Source organism: Otariodibacter oris (assembly GCF_009684715.1).
Taxonomy (GTDB): domain Bacteria; phylum Pseudomonadota; class Gammaproteobacteria; order Enterobacterales; family Pasteurellaceae; genus Otariodibacter; species Otariodibacter oris.
Genome location: NZ_CP016604.1, coordinates 418,420 through 441,321, shown reverse-complemented (window position 1 = coordinate 441,321; position 22,902 = coordinate 418,420). Strand labels below are relative to the sequence as shown.

At 36.9% G+C, this 22,902-nt stretch carries 18 protein-coding genes; 8 read left to right on the top strand and 10 right to left on the bottom strand.

Annotation, left to right across the window (positions count from 1 at the left end; translation table 11 throughout):
- Positions 1-74: 74 nt before the first annotated feature.
- Positions 75-635 carry a single-stranded DNA-binding protein gene (locus A6A10_RS02095; RefSeq protein ID WP_121123354.1) on the bottom strand — a complete coding sequence of 187 codons (561 nt, stop codon included), beginning with the start codon at positions 633-635 and terminating at the stop codon, positions 75-77.
- A 180-nt stretch (positions 636-815) separates the two neighbouring features.
- Here A6A10_RS02095 and uvrA point away from each other — a divergent pair, with 180 nt between their 5' ends.
- From uvrA to A6A10_RS02080, 3 genes are all read left to right on the top strand, one after another.
- A complete protein-coding gene (uvrA, locus tag A6A10_RS02090) occupies positions 816-3,644 on the top strand; it encodes an excinuclease ABC subunit UvrA (RefSeq protein ID WP_121123352.1) in 2,829 nt (942 codons plus the stop codon).
- Between the two features lie 91 nt (positions 3,645-3,735).
- Positions 3,736-4,110 carry a YacL family protein gene (locus A6A10_RS02085; protein WP_121123350.1) on the top strand — a complete coding sequence of 125 codons (375 nt, stop codon included), beginning with the start codon at positions 3,736-3,738 and terminating at the stop codon, positions 4,108-4,110.
- Positions 4,111-4,251: 141 nt separating this feature from the next.
- Positions 4,252-5,907 carry a putative transporter gene (locus A6A10_RS02080; RefSeq protein ID WP_121123348.1) on the top strand — a complete coding sequence of 552 codons (1,656 nt, stop codon included), beginning with the start codon at positions 4,252-4,254 and terminating at the stop codon, positions 5,905-5,907.
- A 58-nt stretch (positions 5,908-5,965) separates the two neighbouring features.
- Here A6A10_RS02080 and tyrA read toward each other — a convergent pair whose 3' ends face one another.
- Genes tyrA through A6A10_RS02060 form a run of 4 tightly spaced genes read right to left on the bottom strand, consistent with a single transcriptional unit; the run spans position 5,966 to position 9,216 of the window.
- Positions 5,966-7,090 (bottom strand): bifunctional chorismate mutase/prephenate dehydrogenase, encoded by a 1,125-nt coding sequence (tyrA, locus tag A6A10_RS02075; RefSeq protein ID WP_121123346.1) that lies wholly within the window; start codon positions 7,088-7,090, stop codon positions 5,966-5,968.
- Between the two features lie 9 nt (positions 7,091-7,099).
- On the bottom strand, positions 7,100-8,140 hold the full coding sequence (locus A6A10_RS02070; protein WP_121123344.1) for a glycosyltransferase family 9 protein: 1,041 nt from the start codon (positions 8,138-8,140) through the stop codon (positions 7,100-7,102).
- 20 nt (positions 8,141-8,160) lie between these two features.
- On the bottom strand, positions 8,161-8,499 hold the full coding sequence (locus tag A6A10_RS02065; RefSeq protein ID WP_121123342.1) for a TusE/DsrC/DsvC family sulfur relay protein: 339 nt from the start codon (positions 8,497-8,499) through the stop codon (positions 8,161-8,163).
- Positions 8,500-8,553: 54 nt separating this feature from the next.
- Positions 8,554-9,216, bottom strand: coding sequence for a Bax inhibitor-1 family protein (locus A6A10_RS02060; RefSeq protein WP_121123340.1), 663 nt, complete (start codon positions 9,214-9,216; stop codon positions 8,554-8,556).
- Between the two features lie 255 nt (positions 9,217-9,471).
- Here A6A10_RS02060 and tnaC point away from each other — a divergent pair, with 255 nt between their 5' ends.
- From tnaC to A6A10_RS02045, 3 genes are all read left to right on the top strand, one after another.
- On the top strand, positions 9,472-9,552 hold the full coding sequence (tnaC, locus tag A6A10_RS09690; protein ID WP_121123339.1) for a tryptophanase leader peptide: 81 nt from the start codon (positions 9,472-9,474) through the stop codon (positions 9,550-9,552).
- Between the two features lie 91 nt (positions 9,553-9,643).
- A complete protein-coding gene (gene tnaA, locus A6A10_RS02050; RefSeq protein WP_121123337.1) occupies positions 9,644-11,059 on the top strand; it encodes a tryptophanase in 1,416 nt (471 codons plus the stop codon).
- Positions 11,060-11,251: 192 nt separating this feature from the next.
- Positions 11,252-12,487, top strand: coding sequence for an aromatic amino acid transporter (locus tag A6A10_RS02045; RefSeq protein ID WP_121123335.1), 1,236 nt, complete (start codon positions 11,252-11,254; stop codon positions 12,485-12,487).
- A gap of 112 nt (positions 12,488-12,599) precedes the next feature.
- Here A6A10_RS02045 and xthA read toward each other — a convergent pair whose 3' ends face one another.
- Positions 12,600-13,406, bottom strand: coding sequence for an exodeoxyribonuclease III (xthA, locus tag A6A10_RS02040; RefSeq protein WP_121123333.1), 807 nt, complete (start codon positions 13,404-13,406; stop codon positions 12,600-12,602).
- Positions 13,407-13,465: 59 nt separating this feature from the next.
- Positions 13,466-14,413 (bottom strand): tRNA 2-thiocytidine(32) synthetase TtcA, encoded by a 948-nt coding sequence (gene ttcA, locus A6A10_RS02035; protein WP_121123331.1) that lies wholly within the window; start codon positions 14,411-14,413, stop codon positions 13,466-13,468.
- Between the two features lie 95 nt (positions 14,414-14,508).
- Between ttcA and A6A10_RS02030 the strand changes: the two genes are divergently transcribed.
- On the top strand, positions 14,509-15,090 hold the full coding sequence (locus tag A6A10_RS02030) for a UbiX family flavin prenyltransferase (protein WP_121123329.1): 582 nt from the start codon (positions 14,509-14,511) through the stop codon (positions 15,088-15,090).
- A complete protein-coding gene (locus A6A10_RS02025) occupies positions 15,087-15,518 on the top strand; it encodes a PNPOx family protein (protein WP_121123575.1) in 432 nt (143 codons plus the stop codon). Before A6A10_RS02030 ends, A6A10_RS02025 begins: the two co-directional genes overlap by 4 nt.
- On the opposite strand, the gene cydC is transcribed toward A6A10_RS02025, so the two are convergent.
- The 3 genes from cydC to tamB are packed head-to-tail and all read right to left on the bottom strand — an operon-like array spanning position 15,504 to position 22,901.
- Entirely contained in the window at positions 15,504-17,177 is a 1,674-nt protein-coding gene (gene cydC, locus A6A10_RS02020; protein WP_121123327.1) for a heme ABC transporter ATP-binding protein/permease CydC, read from the bottom strand. The genes A6A10_RS02025 and cydC overlap by 15 nt on opposite strands.
- 1 nt (position 17,178) lies before the next feature.
- Positions 17,179-18,918, bottom strand: coding sequence for a heme ABC transporter permease/ATP-binding protein CydD (gene cydD, locus A6A10_RS02015; protein ID WP_121123573.1), 1,740 nt, complete (start codon positions 18,916-18,918; stop codon positions 17,179-17,181).
- Between the two features lie 38 nt (positions 18,919-18,956).
- Positions 18,957-22,901, bottom strand: coding sequence for an autotransporter assembly complex protein TamB (tamB, locus tag A6A10_RS02010; RefSeq protein WP_121123325.1), 3,945 nt, complete (start codon positions 22,899-22,901; stop codon positions 18,957-18,959).
- Between the last annotated feature and the right edge of the window lies 1 nt (position 22,902).

The window sequence follows — 22,902 nt, the reverse complement described above, 5'->3', positions numbered from 1 at the left end:
GGCATAGAAAACGAAAAATTTCCCACACTTTTGTCTACTATGCCTTTATTTTTATACTATTTAGTTATATAGAACTAAAACGGTATATCATCATCAAAATTATCCATTGGTGGTTCTGCTTGTGGAGCTGGTTTAGCTTGTTGTGCAGGGGCTTTTGAACCGCCACCGAAGTTATTTGATTGTGAATAATTGTCGTTATAACCACCTTGATTATAATTGTTATTATTTGCTCTTGGTGCTGGGGCTGAATTATTCCATCCGCCTTGGTTTTGACCATCATTGTATCCGCCTGCTTGTGCATTTCTGCCACCAAGCATTTGTAATACGTCGCCTTGGATTTCTGTTGTGTAACGATCTTGACCATTTTGATCTTGCCATTTACGTGTTCTTAAACGACCTTCAACATAAACTTGTGAACCTTTACGTAAATATTGTCCCACCACTTCTGCTTGACGACGGAAGAATACGATACGGTGCCATTCTGTGTTTTCACGGCGTTCGCCTGTATTTTTATCAGTCCAACTTTCTGTTGTTGCAACGCTGATATTTGCAACGGCATCTCCATTTGGCATGGTACGCATATCAGGATCATTTCCTAAATTTCCCACAATAATCACTTTATTTACACTTGCCATAACTTTCCTCATATTCAAAAATTAATCATGTTCTAAACTTAGAACTTTGCTCTATTTTGCCTGAAATTCTGAAAAAGATCATCTAATAAAACTGATATTTTGTACAGTTATCTAAATTATGCGATAATGCTCGAAAATCAGAAATATTTCTCTTTATATTTCCTAGCCTAGAAGGGATTTATGCAGTATATCGACATTCGTGGTGCAAGAACGCACAATCTTAAAAATATCAATTTAACCTTACCAAGAGATAAATTTATCGTGATTACAGGACTTTCTGGATCGGGTAAATCGTCCTTGGCATTTGATACCCTTTATGCAGAAGGGCAACGTCGCTATGTTGAATCTCTTTCTGCTTATGCTCGTCAATTTTTATCCTTAATGGAAAAGCCTGATGTGGATCATATCGAGGGGCTATCTCCAGCAATTTCTATTGAGCAAAAATCGACCTCTCATAATCCTCGTTCAACAGTGGGTACAGTGACAGAAATTCACGATTATTTGCGATTGTTGTTTGCTCGTGTAGGTCAGCCTCGTTGCCCTGATCACGATGTCCCCTTGGAAGCTCAAACCATTTCACAAATGGTGGATCGTGTATTGGAAGAACCTGAGGGTAAGCGATTAATGTTACTCGCACCAATAGTGAAAGATCGTAAAGGGGAACACGTAAAACTTTTGGAGAATCTGACCGCTAATGGCTATATTCGCGCAAGAATTGATGGGGAAATATGTGATTTATCCGATCCGCCAAAATTAGAACTACAAAAAAAGCATACGATTGAGGTCGTGGTCGATCGTTTTAAAGTCCGTCCTGATGTTGGAACACGTTTGGCTGAATCCTTTGAAACGGCATTAGATCTTTCTGGATCAACAGCAGTTATTGCCGATATGGATGATCCAACAGCAGAAGAATTAACCTTTTCATCTAGCTTTGCTTGCCCTCATTGTGGTTATTCCATTACTGAATTAGAACCTCGTTTATTCTCATTTAATAATCCAGCTGGGGCTTGTCCTACTTGTGATGGTTTGGGTGTTCAGCAATATTTTGATGAACGTAAAGTCATCCAAAATGCAGAAATCTCCCTTGCCAATGGGGCAATTAAAGGCTGGGATAAACGCAGTTTTTACTATTTTGGTTTATTAAAATCTGTCGCTAAACATTATAAATTTGATATTGAAACGCCTTTCTGTGAACTGCCGAAAAAGATTCAGCACATTATTTTAAATGGCTCAGATGAAGATATTGAGTTTTTATATACGAACGATAGGGGCGATACGGTTAAGAGAGTGCATCCTTTCGAAGGTATTTTAAATAATATGGCTCGCCGTTATAAAGAAACGGAATCGAATGCGGTAAGGGATGAATTAGCCAAATATATTAATAACCGCCCTTGTACTGATTGCCAAGGCTCTCGCTTACGTCGTGAGGCACGTTACGTCTTTATTGATAATACTAATTTACCGATTATTGCGGAGAAGAGTATTGGCGAAGCACTTACATTCTTCGAGGAATTAAATTTAACAGGACAACGAGCAAAAATTGCGGAAAAAATCCTCAAAGAAATTAAAGAACGTCTGCAATTCTTAGTGAATGTAGGGCTAAATTATCTCTCGCTTTCTCGTTCAGCGGAAACCTTATCAGGCGGAGAAGCACAACGTATTCGCCTAGCAAGCCAAATTGGTGCAGGATTAGTAGGTGTGATGTATGTGTTGGATGAGCCATCAATTGGACTTCACCAACGTGATAATGAGCGACTGCTCAATACATTGTTACACCTCAGAAATTTAGGTAATACCGTAATTGTGGTTGAACACGATGAAGATGCGATTCGAGCCGCAGATCATATTGTCGATATTGGACCGGGTGCAGGTGTTCATGGTGGACAAGTGATTGCACAGGGTACGGCAGAAGAAATTATGCAATGTGAGGAATCACTTACAGGGAAATTCCTTTCTCAACAAGAAAGAATTGAGATTCCAAAACAACGTGTTCCTTACGATGCAACGAAATTACTTACCCTAACAGGTGCAAGTGGTAACAATTTAAAAAATGTGAATTTAGAAATTCCAGTTGGATTATTTACGTGTATCACAGGGGTATCAGGTTCAGGTAAATCTACCCTTATCAATGACACGTTATTCCCGCTTGCACAAAATGCATTAAACCGTGCAGAAAATAGTGATGTCGCACCTTATAAGAGCATTGATGGATTAGCGCATTTTGATAAGGTTATTGATATAAACCAAAGCCCGATTGGTCGCACACCGCGTTCAAATCCTGCAACTTATACGGGCTTATTTACTCCGATTCGTGAGTTATTTGCGGGAACACAAGAAGCAAGAGCAAGGGGCTATAATGTGGGACGATTCAGCTTTAATGTGAAAGGTGGACGCTGTGAAGCGTGTCAAGGCGATGGAGTAATTAAGGTTGAAATGCACTTTTTGCCAGATGTTTACGTCCCTTGTGATCACTGTAAAGGCAAACGCTATAATCGTGAAACCTTAGAAATTCGCTATAAAGGCAAAACGATTCATCAAGTGTTGGAAATGACCGTAGAAGAAGCTCGAGAATTTTTTGACGCGATTCCTGCTCTAGCGAGAAAATTGCAAACATTGATTGACGTTGGATTGTCTTATATTCGACTTGGACAATCATCTACAACCCTTTCGGGCGGTGAAGCGCAACGTGTTAAACTGGCTACGGAGTTGTCTAAACGAGATACAGGAAAAACCTTGTATATTTTAGATGAACCTACAACAGGGCTACATTTTGCGGACATTAAACAATTACTCAAAGTTTTGCATCGTTTACGTGATCAAGGTAATACGATCGTTGTGATTGAGCATAATTTAGATGTGATTAAAACTGCCGACTGGATTGTCGATTTAGGACCTGAAGGCGGTTCTGGTGGTGGGCAAATAATTGCAACAGGTACACCAGAACAAATTGCTCAAGACAAAAAATCACATACAGCAAGATTTTTAAAACAAATATTAGCAAAAGGCTAACAATGTAAGCGGTCAATTACTTACTATTTTTTGCAAAAAATGAGAGCAATCTGACCTCTTATTGAATTTCTTACGAAAAAGGAATATAACGATGGAATATCAATTTACACACAGCATGCACGGTGTTGTTGCAAAATGCTCAATGGATCATGAGGCCTTTTCTCGTTGGTTAAATATTGAGGTTGTTGATGACCCAAATTTACTTGAAGCTGTTTTTGAAGAAATTAAGCTCTGCAAAGCCTCTTCTCTACATGAAGCAATTTTTGAAGGTTCGGAATATTCGTTATACATGACATCAGAAGAAGTCGTTGCAAAAGCGAATAATCTTGAAATCACCTCTGACGAATTAGATAAAATCGAGGATGGGTTTAATTTTTACAATGAAGAAAGCATTGCATTTTGTGGTTTAGAAGACTTCGAACAGTTTTTACTTGCCTATAAAAAGTTTATTCAAACTTACCATTAATCAAATTTGTATAAAAATTACACCATACAACCATTTGAATTTATTCATTTATTGAGTTAGATCGCATTTTTATAAGAATAAATTTGATAGAATCACTCCAATTCATTTTTAACTTTAAAATTTAAACTTTAGTGAGGTTGTATGAGTGATATTGCTCTGACGGTTAGCCTACTATCCTTAGTTGCTGTTCTAGGACTGTGGATCGGGCAAATAAAAGTAAGGGGTGTGAGTTTAGGTATTGGAGGCGTGTTATTTGGGGGGATTATTATTGCCCACTTTATGACACAGTACGGTATCGAGCTTGATCCCCACACATTACACTTTATCCAAGAATTTGGATTAATCTTGTTCGTTTACACTATTGGTATTCAAGTTGGACCAGGGTTCTTCTCTTCCCTCAAACAATCTGGTCTAAAATTGAATGCCTTTGCTCTACTCACGGTTGCCATTAGTGGTGTTCTTGTGATTTTATTACACAAGCTCTTTGATGTTCCCCTCCCTGTCATTCTTGGGATTTTCTCTGGTGCGGTGACAAATACTCCATCTTTGGGGGCGGGACAACAAATTCTTGAAGAACTTGGTAGTCCCACAACTGTAATGGGGATGGGATATGCAATTGCTTATCCATTCGGGATCATTGGTATTTTACTTTCCATGTGGCTCATTCGTGTGATCTTCAAAATCAATGTTGATAAAGAATCAGAAGATTTTGATAACAACAGCACTCATAAAAAAGAAGGGCTTACCACATTAAGTGTACGAGTAAGTAATCCTAATTTAAATGGGTTATTACTCAGTGAATTACCTGATTTTGATCGACATGATGTGGTGTATTCTCGCTTAAAGAGAGGCGAAGATCTGTTTGTTCCAAAAGTTGATACGCAGATTCAATTAGGAGATATTCTCCATCTTGTAGGAGAAAGACCAGCCCTAAGAAAAATGCTGTTAATTATTGGGGAAGAAACAAACATTTCACTTTCAACTAAAGGCACTTTATATAGAACAGAACGTGCCGTAGTCACGAATGAAAATGTCTTCGGTAAAAAAATTCGCCAGCTAATGTTAAAGGGTAAATATGATGTTGTAATTACCCGCTTAAATCGTGCTGGGATTGATTTAATTCCTACTGGCGAAATGGCATTACAGTTTGGGGATGTGTTGCATCTTGTGGGTCACCAAGAAGATATTGATACAGTAATGTCAATTATCGGTAACGCTCAACATAAATTACAACAAGTTCAAATGTTGCCTATTTTTATCGGTATTGGATTAGGGGTATTACTAGGTTCTATTCCAATCTTTGTACCGGGTTTCCCTGTGGCATTAAAACTCGGTTTAGCAGGTGGACCACTTGTTGTTGCCTTAATTCTTGCTCGTATCGGTAGCTTAGGTAAACTTTATTGGTTTATGCCACCAAGTGCAAACTTGGCATTACGAGAAATTGGTATCGTGTTATTCCTTGCGGTTGTGGGTTGGAAAGCAGGCGGTAATTTCTTTGATACTTTACTCAGTAATGATGGTTTATCATGGATTGGCTATGGTGCATTAATTACCTTCATTCCACTCATGATCACAGGAGTCATTGCTCGTATCTACGGTAAATTAAACTACTTAACCATTTGTGGATTATTAGCAGGTTCGATGACTGATCCTCCAGCTTTAGCATTTGCTAATGCAATTAAAGAAGGAAGTGGTGCATCTTCTTTATCTTATGCAACCGTTTATCCTTTGGTGATGTTCTGTCGTATTATCTTGCCACAATTACTGGCTATTCTACTATGGACGGTCGGTTCATAAATTGGACTGTGCTTAGAGAGAAAAAGGCTTATCCAATTATAGATAAGCCTTTTTTATTCTATGATTTTAAGTCATTCGCTTGCTGTAACAGATTACGACTTTCTTTAAGAAACTGTTCAGAATACTTTCCAAACCATTGATGTACTTGCTCAAAGGCATCGATAAATCCTTGTTTATCATTGTGTTTAAAGAAAGCTAAACACTGATCAAAACTTTCTCGTAACGATTCTGCCACCACTAAATTTTCTGGTTTGTCGGCAATAATATCGGCATATAAAGTCGCATCTTGTGCAAATAATCGTCCAATCATAGCCAATTCTAGGCGATAAATAGGCGAAGATAATGCGAGTAATTGTTCAAGTTTTACTGGCTGTTGAGATAAATGCACACCTGATACAAAAGTGGAAAAATGGCGTAACGCTTGAATATAGGTCATTGCGTTATCATGCTCTTTAGCATCAATTACTTCTATTCTCGCCCCCCAAATTTGAATCTGCTCTAGCAACCATTGATAACGCTCAGCAAATCTTCCATGACAACAAGCGGTCACTTGCTTCGCAAAACTTGCAATATCCGGTCCAAACATTGGATGTAAACCTACCACTGCCCCACTATGAACTTCTAACATTTTAGCTAAAGGTTCGGCTTTAACCGAAGTAAGATCAGCTAAGATCATATCCTCTGTTAAATAAGGCTGAAGTGATTCAATCACGGCGATTGTTTTTGCGATCGGTACAGAAATTACTACTAAATCTGCATTTTTAAGAATACAATCTGCCTGTTGCCAATCCTCTTGATCAAGTGACTCAACCTTGTAACCAGAACGTGTAAAATAACCTGCAAAAAGTTGTCCTAATTTTCCTTTTCCGCCAACAATAACAATTTTTTTAATCGCTGGATTGATCGTTTTGAACCCGTGTTTATTTTCGCTGATATAGGATTCTCGCATAATGCGACGTAAAATATCTTCAACCAAATCTGCTGGTATGCCCTGTTTTTCAGCTTCTGCTCGACGAGCCTTAATCATTGTAGCTTCACGATCAGGTGCATAGATAGGCAACCCGTATTGTTGCTTTATCTGCCCAACTTCTGCAACAAGGGATAGACGTTTTTCAAGTAAATCTATCAGCTGTTGATCAACTAGATCGATTTGTTCTCTAATTTGCTCTAGTGGATTCGTCATTTTATTCCTTTATTCATTTGCTAGATTCAACATTTCACTCATTTTTTGCTGAACTTGTTCAACCGTAATTTTATCCATTAAATTAGCTGTCTTCGCTTTGGTTGCCCAAGGTAACGCTTGCCACGGTTTTCCATATTCTTGCAATATTGCCTCTTCATACACGGAAATCACATCATTGATATGATGATAAGGCCCTGTGCGTTTTGGATTTTGAACAGCATATAGTCCCAAAACCTTAGCACCTTGTGTGGTGGCAATGTGAGCTGGACCAGAGTCAGAAGAAATGACTAAATCAGCATGAGACATCAATACCGCCAATTGCTTTAACGTCGTTTTACCCGCTAAATTAAGAGTACTTGGCACAGCTTGGTGGATCGTATCTGCAACTTGCATTTCATATTTTGAAGGTGAACCACACAGAATTACCTGTAAATTATGTTGTTCAGCAAATTGTGCGATCTTAATATAATTTTGTGGCGACCAATCTCGTTTTACACTACTTGAACAAGCGGCAATAACTAATTGTTTTTTATCTTTTTCAATAAACTGATCGATATATTGTTTATCCTCTTCGGATAAAGCTAATTGCCATTGAGGGTTTAAATCCGTTACACCAATCGCTTTAGCAAACAACATTAATCCATCTAATACATGGTACGTTGCTGTCTTTTCAACCTGTGCATTGGTAAATAACCATTGACCCTCTTTAGCTCTTTCTCGATTAAACCCAATTTTTTGCTTTGCTTTAATACCGAGCGACAGTAGAGAGGCACGAATAGCCAATTGCATATTTAATAAGACATCGAACCGCTTGTGACTGAGCTGTTTCCATAATGCCAAAATACCTTTAAAACCTGATTTTTTATCGTAGGGAATTAAAGTCACATTTGGAATCCCTTCAACCAACATTGCCTCTACTTTACCAATAATCCAAGTGATTTCTGCATTAGGATATTGTTTTTGAATTGCCTGTACCACCGCTAAGGTATGACAAACATCACCAATAGCAGATAAACGTAAAATGCAAATAGAATGTGGCTGATTTTTCATTATGAAACCCTATGAGATGGTTATAAACACTTAGCAGGTTTTGGAAGTCCTGCAATTTTTGTAGCTTGTTTTGCTGGTCCTTCTGGGAATAAACGCTGTAAATAACGGCTGTTACCTTTTTCTGCCCCAAATTTTTGTGCCAATGCTTTTACTAACATTCTGATTGCGGGCGAGGTTTTATATTCCTGATAAAAATCCCGCACAAAATAGACAATTTCCCATTGAGCTTCCGTTAATTCAAGCCCATCTTTTTGAGCAATAGCAACCGCTACCTCTTCCGACCAATCATCAAGATTCTTTAAATATCCAAATTCATCTGTGGGAATTTGTTGATTATTTACTTCGATAAAATTATTCATAATACAAACAAAAATGCCACATTAACTGTGGCATTTTTAGACTCCTAAACAAAATTAATCATCGTTACCTAATACACCAAAGATTTGTAAGAAGCTGAGGAATAAATTATAAAGCGATACATATAAATCAACTGTTGCACGAATGTAATTTGTTTCACCACCATGAATAATATTACTTGTTGCAAGTAAAATTGCGCCAGTAGAGAAAATAATAAATAATGCGCTAATTGCTAGGCTTAATGCTGGAATCGTTAAGAAAATATTTGCAATTACACCAACAAGTAATACAACAAATAGTGCGATCATCATTCCTGATAAGAAAGACATATCTTTCTTCGTTGTTAGTACGTAAGCGGAGCAAGCAAAAAATACTGCTGCCGTTGCTCCCAATGCAAGACCAACAACATCACCCAATCCATAGCTAATATAAGCATTTAAAATAGGACCCAATGTGTAACCTAAAAAGCCAGTCAGTGCAAATACACTCACTAAACCCATACCACTATTTGCAGTTGCGTTAGTTAAAAAAAGTAAACCATAAAAGCCTACCAACAAGCCCCACCAAGGTAAAGGTGGTAAGTTTAATGACATTGATACCATCGCCACAACAGCAGAGAATGTCAACGTCAATGCTAATAAAAAGTAAGTATTACGTAATACTTTGTGGGTACTCAGTAGCGACTCACTACGTGCACTCGTTACTAAACGATCTTGCATAAAAACTCCTTTTAAAGTTTATGTTTTTAGTAAAAAAATTTTTCATAAGTTAGCTATAAAATGAAATAAAGTCAATGAGATAGTATATAAGTCAAATAACAAAATTTATGATCATCTATACATTAGTTTATTATTTTGTGACAGAGTTCACAAAACAAACAATTTATACATGACAAATTTTCATAATCCGTTTATTTTCTGAGCTACTTAGCCGATCGGTTATTCTTATTTTCATCAACTAATAAGGACTATTTTATGAGGCATACGTTATCATTTAGTCAAATTTGGTTCACCATCGACCCTAAACTTTCATTTTTCTTTCCCATAAAAATCTAACTCATCCTTAGGCAATCTTTGCCCTCTCAAATAAAACATACTACCTAAATAGTATAGTATTTCATCGACAATTTAATTAAAGGATTTTTCTATGGAAAATTTTAAACATTTACCAGAGCCGTTTCGTATTCGTGTTATTGAACCCGTAAAAAGAACGACTAGAGAATATAGAGAAGAAGCTATTTTAAAAGCAGGAATGAACCCATTCTTACTTGATAGTGAAGATATCTTTATTGATTTATTAACCGATAGTGGAACAGGTGCAATCACACAAGATATGCAAGCAGCGATGTTTAGAGGGGATGAATCATATAGTGGAAGTCGTAGTTATTACGCACTGGCTAATGCTGTCAAAGAAATTTTTGGCTATGAATACACTATTCCAACCCACCAAGGAAGAGGGGCTGAACAAATTTATATCCCAGTTCTTATTAAAAAAAGAGAACAAGAAAAAGGGCTAGATAGAAATAAAATGGTTGTATTCTCAAATTATTTCTTTGATACCACACAAGGACACAGCCAACTTAATGGGGCAACGGTTCGTAATGTCTATACCAAAGAAGCATTTGATACTGGCATCAATGCCGATTTCAAAGGAAACTTTGATCTAGAAAAACTAGAACAAGGTATCAAAGAAGTTGGCGCAAATAATGTGCCTTATATTGTTTGTACCATTACCTGTAATTCATCTGGTGGACAACCTGTTTCATTGGCAAATATGAAAGGCATGTACGAAATAGCACAAAAATACGATATTCCAGTCGTTATGGATTCCGCTCGTTTCGCTGAAAATGCTTATTTTATTCAACAAAGAGAAGACGCTTATAAAGATTGGACTATCGAGCAAATTACTTATGAAAGCTACAAATATGCTGATGCGTTAGCAATGTCAGCTAAAAAAGATGCCATGGTTCCAATGGGTGGTTTACTCTGTTTTAAAAATCAATCCATGGAAGACGTATATAATGAATGTCGTACACTCTGTGTAGTTCAAGAAGGTTTCCCAACATATGGCGGTCTTGAAGGCGGCGCAATGGAAAGATTAGCCGTGGGTTTAAAAGATGGTATGCGTCAGGATTGGTTAGCTTATAGAATTAATCAAATCGAATACCTAGTTAATGGTTTAGAGGCAGAAGGTATCGTTTGCCAACAACCTGGTGGACACGCTGCTTTCGTCGATGCTGGAAAATTACTTCCGCATATTCCTGCTGATCAGTTCCCTGCTCAAGCATTAGCTTGTGAACTCTACAAAGTGGCTGGTGTTCGTGCAGTAGAAATTGGTTCTTTCTTACTTGGACGCGATCCTAAAACAGGTAAACAATTACCTTGCCCTGCGGAATTGTTACGTTTAACTATTCCACGAGCAACTTATACTCAAACTCATATGGATTTCATTATCGAAGCCTTTAAGAAAGTGAAAGAAAATGCACCGAATATTAAAGGATTAACATTTACTTATGAACCAAAAGTATTACGTCACTTTACTGCACGTTTAAAAGAAGTTTAATAACAATAAATCCATAAAACAGAATGCACCTTAAGAGTTAGAATAAAAATTAACTAATTAAGGTGCATATTTTTATTAAAATTTAGCAAAACTCTTAATGATCGGTTAAAAGGCATACCATAAGCTCTATTATTTTAAATTTAAACTGGTACAATAGTACAAAAGCACAAATTAACCTTTCAAGGAGATTATATGAGTAAACAACCATCTATTTTTGGTGGAGCGGCTATCATTGCCAGTGTATGTATTGGTGCAGGGATGTTAGGACTACCAACTTCAGGAGCTGGGGCTTGGACTGTCTGGTCTACCATTGCTATAACTTTAACGATGGTTGTAATGACTCTATCTGGTTGGTTGTTATTAGAGGCTTATAAACATTACGACACTCGAGCTTCATTTAATACAGCAACTAAAAATCTGCTAGGCAGTGGTGCGAACATCATTAATAATATTTCTGTTTACTTTGTAGGCGGAATCTTACTTTACGCCTACACCACCGCATCTGGTAATATTTTATCAGGTTTAACAGAATCATTTTTTACTTTAGATTCTCGTTATTGGTCTATTTTATTTGTGCTAGTTTTTTCTTTCCTTGTATGGCATTCAACAAGGGTGGTCGATAGAATTTCTGTATTACTTGTTATTTTTATGGCACTCACCTTTATTTTTAGTACTTTTGGACTGACTGCCAATATAGATATCAATACCTTATTAGATAAAACTAACCTTGGTAGCAATGATACAAACTATGGTATTTATGCAATGGGATTACTCCCTGTCGCACTGACTTCTTTTGGCTATCATCACTCAGTTGCAACAATGAGGGCCTACTATGGCGAAGAGCGTAAAGCAAAACTCGCTATTCTAGTAGGAACAGGGATCGCTTTAGCAATCTATTTATTATGGGTACTATCTATTTTTGGTAACTTACCTCGCGATCAATTTGCGCCAATTATTGCTGAAGATGGAAATCTTGATGTCCTATTGGCTGCATTAAATAGCGTGATTGAATCTGAATCAGTAAAACACACTTTAAATGCATTTTCTATTGCCGCGATTTTATCTTCATTTATCGGTGTAGGATTAGGAGTATTCGATTTCTTAGCTGATTTCTTCAAATTCGATAATACAAAATCAGGGAGAGCAAAATCATGGGCAGTAACCTTTTTACCGCCATTAGTACTTTCAGTGCTATTTCCGTTAGGCTTTTTAAAAGCGATCGGTTATGCAGGTGCTGCAGCAACAATTTGGACTTGTATTATCCCTGGTTTATTAGCTTATAAATCACGCAAATTACCAGATGGAGAGAAAGGATTTAAAGTAGCTGGAGGAATGTTCACTATCGTATTAGTGATTGTATTTGGTATCGTCACTGCACTATTCCACTTCCTTTCAATGTTTAACGTGCTTCCCGTTTTCAAAGGGTAAAACACGAATCTATTAGATAGAAAAATAAAAAAACAAAGGCATAGTAAAATATTAACTATGCCTTTTATTTTTGCAAAATAATGTCAAAAAGTGACCGCTTGCAACTCTTCCCTTATTTAGAAAAAGTTGCCCATACTGGCGCGTGATCTGATGGTTTTTCCATTGCTCGAATTTCTAAATCAATCCCTGTTTCTACGCAATATTGTGCCAATGGATTTGAGGCTAGCACTAAGTCAATACGTAATCCTCGATTATCATTAAAGCCTTTTGAGCGGTAATCAAACCACGAGAATTTATCACTTGCTTCTGGATTCATTGCTCGGAATGTATCAACTAAGCCATAGCCGTGTAAACGCCCTAACCATTCACGTTCTTCGGGTAGGAATGAACATTTTCCTTCTCTTAACCAACGTTTGCGATTAGGTTCGCCAATCCCGATATCTAAATCAGTCGGACTGATATTCATATCGCCCATAATGACAATTGGATTTTCAGGTTGTAATTCAGTTTCTAGATAGTGTTGTAGATCGGCATAAAATTTTTCTTTAGCAGGGAATTTTGTTTCGTGACTACGATTTTCACCTTGTGGAAAATAGCCATTTAATACAGTCAATACACCAAAAGGTGTTTCAATATCTGCCATAATCATACGTTTTTGGGCATCAGCGTCATCGGTAGGAAAACCTTTACGCACAGCAAGAGGTTTTTCTTTTGTGAGTAAAGCCACACCATAGTGTCCTTTTTGTCCGTGATGAAAAACGTGGTAGCCCAAATGTTCAACGAGGTTGTAGGGAAAATCTTCATCAGACACTTTAATTTCTTGTAAGCCAATGACATCGGGTTGATGCTTTTCAATAATTGCCTCAAGTTGATGAGGTCTTGCTCTCAGTCCATTGATATTAAAAGAAATAAATTTCATAGTTTGTCCTTTATAAATAACAAACCGCCCAATACAAGCGGTCTGATTAGTGAAATAATTTACTCAATTGCTTTAAATGCGATCACGCCATTTTCAAAGTATTCTTGCTGATCTTCGTCTTGAACAACGGGTGTTGTCGGAATTTCTTCTTTATCGAAAGCGATATCGCCCTCAATACCCTCAATCACTGCACCATGTTTTATGCCTTTAAAATCAAAAAGTTTTGGATCACACAAGTGCGAAGGCGTGACATTTTGTAATGCACTAAACATGGTTTCGATTCTACCCGGATATTGTCTATCCCAAACCTGTAGCATCTCTTTCACCACTTGGCGTTGTAGATTTGGTTGTGATCCACAAAGGTTACAAGGAATAATTGGGAATCGCTTAGCCACCGCATATTTTTCAATATCTTTTTCTTTGCAATAAGCAAGCGGTCGGATCACGATTTGTTTTCCATCATCACTCATTAGTTTCGGTGGCATACTTTTTAATTTTCCACCATAGAACATATTTAAAAAGAGTGTTTCGAGCATATCATCTCGGTGATGCCCTAAAGCAATTTTAGTTGCGCCCAACTCTGTAGCTGTACGATATAAAATACCACGACGTAAACGAGAACAAAGTGAGCAAGTTGTTTTCCCTTCTGGGATCTTCTCTTTCACAATACCATAGGTATTTTCTTCAACGATTTTATATTCTACGCCAATGCTGTCTAAATATTCGGGCAAAATATGCTCTGGAAAACCCGGTTGTTTTTGGTCAAGATTGACGGCAACAATATCAAAATGAATAGGTGCATTGATTCTTAAATTTAATAAAATATCGAGTAAAGTATAGCTATCTTTTCCACCAGAAAGGCAAACCATAACTTTATCGCCTTCTTCAATCATATTAAAATCAGCAATTGCATTACCGACATTGCGACGTAATCTTTTTTGTAATTTATTAAAATTATAAGTCTGTTTTTTGTCTTTTTGCGTGTGTTGTGACGAGTCTTGATTCATAATGTAAAATCAGTAATGTATAAAATATCGGAAAGTTCGACATAGTAAACTTTTCCCTGTTTTTTTCAAGTTTAAAAGAAGATTAGGATGGAATAATGGAAAAACAACGAATTATCGTTGGAATCAGTGGAGCAAGTGGATTTCAATATGGTTTTAAGGCTCTTCAGCTATTAAAAGATATTCCTCATATTGAAACCCATCTTGTTATGTCTAAAGGTGCGGAACTTACTCGTGAATATGAAACGGATATTCAAGCAGAGCAATTAACTGCATTAGCCGATGTTATTCATCCTATTCAAAACCTTGGTGCAAGCATTGCCAGTGGCTCATTTAAAACCCTTGGTATGATCGTTGCTCCTTGTTCAATGCGAACATTAGCCTCTATTGCTCACGGAATGAGTGATAATTTATTGACGAGAGCCGCTGATGTTGTATTGAAAGAAAGACGTAAACTGTTATTGATGGTGCGTGAAACACCATTACACCTTGTCCATTTAGAAAATATGCAGAAGGTCACACAAATGGGCGGAATTATCTTTCCGCCAGTCCCAGCGCTTTATCATCAACCTAAAACTGTAGATGAAATTGTCACTCATAGCGTGAGTAGAGCTTTAGATATGTTTGTTGGTATTGAGATTGAAATTTTACGTTGGAATGGGCAAAAAGAAGGGAAATAATGCAACCTATACCTGAAGTTATTCGAGAATTTATTCATTCACAACACGTTGTAAGTCTAGCGTGCCATTATGAAGAATCTATTTGGTGTGCGAATTGTTTTTATGCCTTTGATGAGAACAAAAACCGATTAATTATCCTCACGAAAGAAAGTACCCAACACGGACAGTTGATGACATTAAATCCACATATTGCAGGAGCGATTGCCAAGCAAACAGAGAAAATTACTGAAATTGAAGGAATTCAATTTCTAGCTGAGACATATTGCTTAACGGATCCCACAGAAAAAGAAAATGCCCTTGAAATTTATCTTCAAAGGCATCCGATTGCTAAACTTATTCCAAGTAATGTGTGGGAAATTCAATTTACCCAAATTAAGCACACCAGTAATAAGCTCGCTTTTGCAAAGAAAACGTTATGGCACCGATAATGTTCCCTTATTCATATTATAAATATGATCAAACTTTTCTAATCCACTTAATCTATGCGTAATAACAACTAATGTTTTATTCTGACAATGTTCAAAAATTACTTTTAAGATCTGTTGTTCGGTATCACGATCTAACCCTTCTGTAGGTTCATCTAATAAGACTATTTCCGCAGAATTCAGGAGTATTCGAGCTACGCCTAGCCTACGTTGTTCTCCACCAGAAAGAGGACGTCCACCATCACCAAGCCAAAGATCCAATCCTTCTTTTTCATTTAATAAATAGCCAAGCCCCACTTTATTAAGAGATGATCGCAATTCATCTTCTGTCGCCTCAGCATTGCCTATCAATAAATTTTCTTTTAAGGTATTGCTAAAAATATGCACACGTTGCGTTAAAGTAACAATGTGCTGACGAAGAACTTCTTCTGGATAGTCTTGAATATTGCAAGAATTTAATCGGATCTGACCGCTTGTAGGATCATAATTACGCACGAGTAACTGAAAAATGGTCGATTTACCACTGCCCGTTTTACCCAAAATCGCAATTTTTTGCCCAGCTAAGATTTCAAAAGTAATATCATTCAACACGACTTCGTCCCGATTAGGATAAGAAAATTGCACATTATTAAATGACACAAGCGGTTGGTTATTGACAATATTTTGCCATTGTTGCTTGCCCTCAAATTTAACAAGAGGGGCTTGTTCTGTAATTTCGGTTAAACGTTCTGCGGCTGCAATAACTTGCCCTAAATGTAAGAATGCTGCACCAATCGGCATTAGAACCTCTAAAGAGGCTAATACGCAAAAGATGACTAAAGCAATTAATGCGCCTTGATGCTCAACATTAGGTAAAGAAACAGCTGTTGCTAAAAGATAAAGAACAATAATGATAAGAAAGCCATTAGCAGCGATCAAAATGGCATTAGATAGCCCAGCTAACTGACGCTCTTGTCGTTGGGTTGCTATCCATTCCCGTTCTGTTTCTTGTAATTTGTTGCTGGCCTTATCTAATACGCCAAACAATAAAAACTCGGCATTAAGCTCAATCCATTCAATAAATTGACTCCGATAATTCGCTCTATATTGGATCACTTTTTTACCCAATTTACGACCTAAATGATAAAAAATAGTCGGTAACAACAAGAGCAATACAACTAATATGCTACAAATAGTCCACGCTAATAAAGGCGAAATAAACGACAATCCAATTCCCATAAAGGCAATGACCATGATTGCACTCACGAAAGGTGAAATTAAGTTTAGATAAAGTGTATCTAATGTATCAACATCTGCCACAAGGCGATTTAACAACTCACTATGGCGGTATTGAGCTAATTTTGAAGGGGTTAATGGGACTAATTTTTGAAAAACCGCAACACGAAGGCTAGCAAGTACACGAAAGGTGGCATCATGAGTCACTAAGCGTTCAATATAGCGAGAAACAGTACGCCCGATGGCAAGTCCTCTCACACCAGCTGAAGGGTAAAAGAAATTAAAGAGAATACTTGAACCTGCTAAAAAAGCCGCAGATAAAAACCATCCCGATAAACTTAATAAACCAATACTTGCCGTTAAGCTTGTGATTGCAAGTACAATACCTAAAACTAATTGCCCGAGATGATGGCGATATAACGAAAGAAAAGGAAAAAGAGAACGCATTTTAATTACCTAATAATTCTGCAAAAAAACCTTGAGATTCAAGATCACTAAACTTACCTTGTTGAACAATCTGTCCGTGTTTCATCACCCAGATTTCATCACTCTGTCTTAAATCTTCAATACGATGGGTAATCATTAATGTGGCTCTTTCTTCACTTAATTTTTGAAGGGCTTGGATCACTTGTTGCTCAGATTCACCATCTAAACTTGCTGTTGGTTCATCAAGTAATAATAATTCGTAAGGTCTTAATAATGCACGAGCAATGGCAATACGCTGTGCTTGTCCGCCAGAAATGCCCACGTTGGCATCTTGTATTTCCGTATCTAACCCTAATCGATACACAAATTCGTCTGCTTTCGATTGGTGTAATGCCTCAATAATTTCCGATTCTGAAATATCATCAGTACCTAATAAAATATTTTCACGTAAAGATCCCTTAATTAGCTGTGGATTTTGCCCAACCCATGCTAATTTTTCTCGCCATTGTGCAATATTTAAATCACGTAACTCAATATCATTCATTTTGATACTGCCTTGGTAATCAAGGAATCCTAATAGCATATTCATTAATGAGGTTTTACCAGCACCGCTTTGTCCAACAAGTGCAATATGTTGATTTGGTTGAATTTGAAATGTTAACGGTTGAGTTAATGGTTTACCTTCTGGCGAGAGGATAGTGCAATTCTCAGCGACTATGTGTATAGGACCATTAGACATATTGATTTTCCCTGAACATTGTAAAGCCGTTTCTTTACTTAAAAACTGTTCTACACTATCTGCAGCACCGATAGCTGCGGCTTTATCGTGATAATACACGCCTAACTCTCGTAGTGGTTGATAGAACTCTGGCGCTAGCATTAAACAGAAAAAGCCAATGAATAACGTCACACTTGTACCATAATCTCCAAAATCCAACTGCCCGAGATAAGTAAAGCCGAAATATACAGCGGTAACGGCAATAGAGATCGCAGCAAAAAACTCCAACACAGCGGAAGATAAGAATGCCATTTTGAGTACTTCCATCGTACTCAAACGAAACTCTTCTGTACGTTGGTAAATATGATCCGTTTGTCTTTTGGCTTGTCCGAATAAACGGATTGTTTCTAAACCTTTTAAATGATCAAGAAACTGCCCACTTAAACGAGAAAGTACGCCTATGTTTTTTTGATTTGCTTCAGCGGCTTTAAAACCGACTAAAGCCATAAAAATAGGTAGCATAGGAAGTGTTAAAAAGAGAATAAGCCCCGCAGCCCAGTTCAATGGAAAGACAAAACAGAGAATAATAAGCGGTATGATTAACGATAAAAATTGCTGAGGTAAGTAACGAGCATAAAAATTATGTAAATTCTCCACTTGCTCTAACATCAATGCAGACCAACTTCCTGCGGGTTTATTTTGGATAACCATAGGACCGACAAGCGATAATTTAGTAATGATCTGCTCACGTAAATGTATACGTAATTGTTGCCCTGCTTTAAATCCTATTCGCTCTCTAAGCCAAAATAAGACGGCACGCCCTAAAAAACAAACCAACAATAAAGACAACAATCCCCAGAATGATTGAGGACTGTCGTGCTGAACAATCATTTTTTCTAAAATAACCGCCAACACGCCCATTTGAGCAATTAACAATAAAGCACTCAAGGCACCAAGCATTACATTCAAATAAAGCAATTTCTTAATAATTTTTTGCTGTTGTCGCAACCATTTTTGTAAATACTTTTGCCTGTCTTTATCCATAATTTTCTCTCTAGTTAGTCTAATTTGATTAGCTTTCATTAATCAAATTCAAATTGATACAATAGATCAACAGCTTGATTAATACTGGAAATAAACTGGAGATATAAACTTGGAGCTAAACGATAACGTAATGTTAATTCTGTCAGCGGTGCAAATATTCCTACACCGTATTTCACCTTAAATTTAGGGGTTAAACTGCCACTCACCACAACTTTGGTATTATCGCCAATTCCTGCAGTGCTAACACTTAAATCACTGATACCAAATGCACTACCTACATCTCCAACAGTCTGACTACCTTGTGATAATCCCACTCCAATTAAAGCTCCTGCTATTGAATTGCCCGAACCAGATTCATCACTATCTAATCCTCTTCCAGTTAACAGATAAGATAATGCTTGATCTTGCCCCATTGATGGATTAGAAAAGACTTTTACTTCAGGCAAGTCTGCAATACCTGTTACTTTCACACCTGCTGTCACATTCGGATCTTCCATTGCCTCTGGATTACGAATAGCCTCAATATCCAAAGTCGGTTGAGATGGTAAACCAGTGAAAGAAATTAAACCTTTTCGAATAAGTAGATCTTGCCCAAATGAAGAAAATTGACCATCTTTTAAATTAACTTGCCCATATAATCCTAAACCTCGATTTCCTTGCTGTACTTTTAATACACCATATAAATCGGTTTGTAATCCATAAGCATCCAATTTCACATCATTTCCAATATTAATAGAAATATTAGCATTTATACTCATGCCACCTGCATTACTCGGTAATTGTTTAGATAAAATGGCATTTCTATCTTTGTCTATAGATCGTCCTTCCATAATTACTTCATCATCACTGACACTTACCGCACTTTCAGGTAATTCTTTAATGGCAATTCTTGCCCAAGGGATGTCAATATTTCCTGTTAATAAAAGCTCTTGAGGTGTTACTTTTACTTCAATGTCAGGACTCACTTGAACCTTAGCAATATTTGGAATATCTAATTTAAAACGCTCTGCATTAGCGTGAATACGGGTATACCATGCATCAAGTTGTTGCCAATTAGCATCGCCATCCAAAGTAAGTTTGCTATCTGGGGTTTGTAAATTCCCCGTTAAGCTTGATTGGCTACCATCAAAACGTAAGGCCAAATTCCCACCAACAACATCAAAAGGCATAATTTCTGCTCTTGCTTTTAACTCCGTTAAATCAAGAGTTCCATATAAAAGCGGTGATAATGCATTTCCACCCAAAGTAAGACGAGCATTGATATCTCCCTGAATAACTTCACCATTACTCAAAAATGGTTTAATTAGATCTAATGTCAACCCATCTATATTTATGTTACCAGATAAAGTTCGGGTATTAACGATATCATCCATTATGACATCACTCACTAATCGTCCACCTTTTTCTAAACTAATATCTGTTGATAATTGCAAATTATTATTCGCTAAATTTGCCACAACTTTTACAGGTTTCAAGTTAATTGGGAAATTCTTACCATCTAAATTTTGAGAAAAATTAATCGCATCAGAAAGCAATTCAACATTAACTGCTACAGGTTGTTCTTCAGACCATGCGGCATCACCTTTTGCACTAACAATACCTGAAATCTTGCTATTTTTATCTAAATATTGCTGAGCAAGAGCTAGATTCAACTGTTTAATTTCAAAAGGCACTTTTCCACTCTTTCCAACTTTAAAGGATTCAGGGAAACATAAATTCAGTTCGGTACTTTGCCAACAATGAGCAGAAATATTCGCATCAATTTGATTGTTATCATAAGTAATTTGTACTGACTGATCATTTCTTAATTCGCCAATAGGCGTATTTAATTGAACATTACTAAGCTGACCATCCCAGACTTGACTTGAACGCTCAAAATTGCCCGATAACTGTAAATTCCCACCCACAGGATTACCTTTAGAAGTCAAAGAAAGAGTATGTGCTTTCTCGGTACCTGATACTTTTAAATGCGCATCACTGAACTTGATCTCACCTTGCTCAAATTGACCAAGAGTAATATCAATATCTCCTCGAATCATTTCGTCCGTTGAAACTTGACCTTTAGCCACTAAATTATTCAGATTAATTTGATTATAATTTAAATTTTTCGCATTCAAATCTATATCAAGAGTAGGAGCAGATATCTTACCTTTTAATATAACATTACCATCAATATTTGCTCCTAGATTAGGAATAAGGCCTTGTAAATTAGGCGCATGAATTTCTGCCGAAAAATCCGACTCTTCGCCTAAAATCCCTTGCATTGCAATATTATTATCGCCATAGATAAGTTGAGCTTGGGACACATCTAATAATGTGCTATCACTTGCAGTAATATCTCCTGTGAGACGTAAATTCTTTTGGAATAAATTACCATGCAAATCAATATCTGATACAGAGACATTCCATTGTTCTCCATATTGGCCTCTTGATGAATAGCCTGAAGAGGTTAGCGCACCCGATAATATTGCGGCCCACTCTGGCAAAATTGACTTGGTATTGACTTTATCTAAATTCACTTGTGACTGCCATTCAATCCCGTTAGACCAATCCAATCTACCTGATAAATTAGCTTGACCTTCTAATGCATTCAAACTTAATTGATTAAGTTCAAATTTGGTTAACTCACCCTTACCGTTAACATTTATCTGACCTGTTGGAATATTCATTCCTTCTAGCCCGACACTAGTCTCTAATTGATAATTCAATAAATCTCCAGATAATAAAAGATCAAGATCCTTGATTAACAGAGGCTTATCCTCTTTTTTAGCAATAAAAGGATATTGAATTTGTGAACTTACTATATGCAAATCTAAAGGTGTTTTTGGTTCAGCAAGTTTAACTGAACCTTGTACATTGACATCAACAGCACCAGACGTATCAATATCAAGAACGGTTTCGCCAAATAACTCACCATTTAATTTAGCACTAACTTTACTTGCTGGAATTATCGTTGTACCAAACTCTAACTGTGGAGAAATTCCTTGAAGGTTCCAATCAAGAGGATAATTATCTTGTAAGGTTAATTTACCTTCGCCAATGACATCGCCCTTATCTGTTTTAATCTCTAATTGCTTTAACTCCACAGACTGAGTATCTGATTTAGCAACTAAATCCGCTGAATGAATATTGATAAGTGAAAGAGGTTCAATAAAATCACCCTTATCATTTTTCACTTTTCTACTTAAAGAGACATCGGTAATCTTGAAGGAGGGAATATCAAAATTAAGAGGAAGCTTAATCGGATCGAGTTTGGTTAATAAAGGTTGTGAAAGGGTTTTCTCTAATTCAGCCCAATCAATATTTTCTCGTTCAACTTTTACATTTTCTTCTTCAGAACTCACCGCTTGTGGTGGTAATGAAAGGGACAATCCGCTCAATTCAGTAGGTAAAATTGAAAGATCTTTACCTTGTCCTTCCATCCCTGATTCAAAATGAGACAACCTCATATCCATCTCATCAACTTTAAGTGAGATATTATCTAATGCGACTCTTTTTAAAGCGATCGCTGGGAGTTCTAAATTGCCATTATTTTCTTCTTTTGGCTGCTCAGACTTCGGCAGTTTACTTGTATCAATAACGATATTCGCATCAGCAAGTGAAATATTCTCAATGCAAGCTTTACCTTCAAGTAAACACGAAAATCCAATATGGGCTTGTGCTTCACCGATATTAACCTGAACGCCATCAGTAATAAATTTTGTATCTGTTAGGATTAATCCATCTTGTAAGCTACCGCTTACCTCACCAATTTCTAATTGATCGAGTGATTTTGAAACTAATTCCAAAGCAAAGCGTTGCCCAGCCCCAGTTGACAAAACAACAATAGGAACAAGCACAATGATGAAAAGGAAAAACATTATCCAACGGCAACAACGCCATTTATTTTTTTTCTTTGATTTTATTTTTTTATCAATTTTCTCAGAAGAAACGTTTTTTGACGAAACATCTTCTCTTTCTTGTGGAATTGTGTCTTCTTTCATC

Bases quoted from the DNA above. Each gene is read 5' to 3' on its own strand.
- A6A10_RS02095 (WP_121123354.1), bottom strand. From the start codon at position 635: ATGGCAAGTGTAAATAAAGTGATTATTGTGGGAAATTTAGGAAATGAT.
- uvrA (WP_121123352.1), top strand. From the start codon at position 816: ATGCAGTATATCGACATTCGTGGTGCAAGAACGCACAATCTTAAAAAT.
- A6A10_RS02085 (WP_121123350.1), top strand. From the start codon at position 3,736: ATGGAATATCAATTTACACACAGCATGCACGGTGTTGTTGCAAAATGC.
- A6A10_RS02080 (WP_121123348.1), top strand. From the start codon at position 4,252: ATGAGTGATATTGCTCTGACGGTTAGCCTACTATCCTTAGTTGCTGTT.
- tyrA (WP_121123346.1), bottom strand. From the start codon at position 7,090: ATGACGAATCCACTAGAGCAAATTAGAGAACAAATCGATCTAGTTGAT.
- A6A10_RS02070 (WP_121123344.1), bottom strand. From the start codon at position 8,140: ATGAAAAATCAGCCACATTCTATTTGCATTTTACGTTTATCTGCTATT.
- A6A10_RS02065 (WP_121123342.1), bottom strand. From the start codon at position 8,499: ATGAATAATTTTATCGAAGTAAATAATCAACAAATTCCCACAGATGAA.
- A6A10_RS02060 (WP_121123340.1), bottom strand. From the start codon at position 9,216: ATGCAAGATCGTTTAGTAACGAGTGCACGTAGTGAGTCGCTACTGAGT.
- tnaC (WP_121123339.1), top strand. From the start codon at position 9,472: ATGAGGCATACGTTATCATTTAGTCAAATTTGGTTCACCATCGACCCT.
- tnaA (WP_121123337.1), top strand. From the start codon at position 9,644: ATGGAAAATTTTAAACATTTACCAGAGCCGTTTCGTATTCGTGTTATT.
- A6A10_RS02045 (WP_121123335.1), top strand. From the start codon at position 11,252: ATGAGTAAACAACCATCTATTTTTGGTGGAGCGGCTATCATTGCCAGT.
- xthA (WP_121123333.1), bottom strand. From the start codon at position 13,406: ATGAAATTTATTTCTTTTAATATCAATGGACTGAGAGCAAGACCTCAT.
- ttcA (WP_121123331.1), bottom strand. From the start codon at position 14,413: ATGAATCAAGACTCGTCACAACACACGCAAAAAGACAAAAAACAGACT.
- A6A10_RS02030 (WP_121123329.1), top strand. From the start codon at position 14,509: ATGGAAAAACAACGAATTATCGTTGGAATCAGTGGAGCAAGTGGATTT.
- cydC (WP_121123327.1), bottom strand. From the start codon at position 17,177: ATGCGTTCTCTTTTTCCTTTTCTTTCGTTATATCGCCATCATCTCGGG.
- cydD (WP_121123573.1), bottom strand. From the start codon at position 18,918: ATGGATAAAGACAGGCAAAAGTATTTACAAAAATGGTTGCGACAACAG.
- tamB (WP_121123325.1), bottom strand. From the start codon at position 22,901: ATGAAAGAAGACACAATTCCACAAGAAAGAGAAGATGTTTCGTCAAAA.